This window comes from Actinomadura sp. 7K507 (assembly GCF_004348425.1).
GTDB lineage: Bacteria > Actinomycetota > Actinomycetes > Streptosporangiales > Streptosporangiaceae > Spirillospora.
On the sequence record NZ_SMKK01000543.1, the window covers coordinates 1 to 941 of the forward strand.

Sequence of the window (941 nt, forward strand, 5' to 3'; positions counted from 1 at the left end):
GGGTTCGGGCTCGCGCACGGGTCCCGGCTGGACCGTCTCCTCCGGTTCCAGTTGAGTCGTCTGCCTCGGCACCGGTTCGGGCTCGGGCTCGGGCTCGGGACCAGACTCCGGCTCGGGATCAGGCTCCGGCTCCCCCCTGGTGTAGGCGGCGGTCTCGGTGGCGTACGCATCGATCACCGTGCCGTACAACTCGGCCCAGTCCACGTGGTCCGCCGCCGCGATCGAGGCCGCCAGCGCGTCCAGGATCTGGTCCGGGCTGGGGCGCTCGGACGGCCGCTTGGCCATGCAACGGGCGACCAGGTCCCGCTGCGCCCGCGGGACCATGGCCAGATCGGGCTCCTCGTGGACGACGCGGTGCAGGATCACGGGAAGGTCGCCGGTTCCGAACGGCGGACGGCCGGTGGAGGCGAAGTACAGCACGCTGCCCAGCGCGAACACGTCGTTCGCCGGCTCGATCTCTCCGCCCCTGGCCTGCTCCGGCGACATGTAGCCGGGCGTCCCGACCAGCCCGCCGAACGTCGCGGGGCCGTCAAGGGCGTGCACGATCCCGAAGTCGATCACTCGCGGCCCGTCCTGGGCGAGCAGGATGTTGGACGGTTTGAGATCCCGGTGGACCACCCCGGACGCGTGGACGGCCTTGAGCGCTTCCGCGAGAGCGGCCGCGAGAGCGGTGACCGACGGCCCCGGCAGCGGTCCGCGGGTCTTGACGACGGTGGCGAGGTCGGGCCCCGGGACGTGCGCGGTCGCCAGCCAGGCCGGCCGGCTGTCGGTGTCGGCGTCGATGACCGGGGCGGTGTAGAAGCCGCTCACGGCCCTGGCGGCGCGGACCTCGCTCCGGAAGCGCTGCAGGAACCTCGGGTCATCGGTCAGGTGCGTGTGGATGACCTTGACCGCGACGAGCCGCCCCCCGGGCGAGCGGGCCAGGTAGACCAGCCCCATCC

General features: G+C 72.9%; 1 protein-coding gene. It reads right to left on the reverse strand.

Features of this window, described 5'->3' with window-relative positions; translation table 11 throughout:
- Positions 1-941 (reverse strand): serine/threonine-protein kinase (locus tag E1285_RS45165; protein WP_132161047.1); only part of this gene is annotated, 941 nt, incomplete at both ends.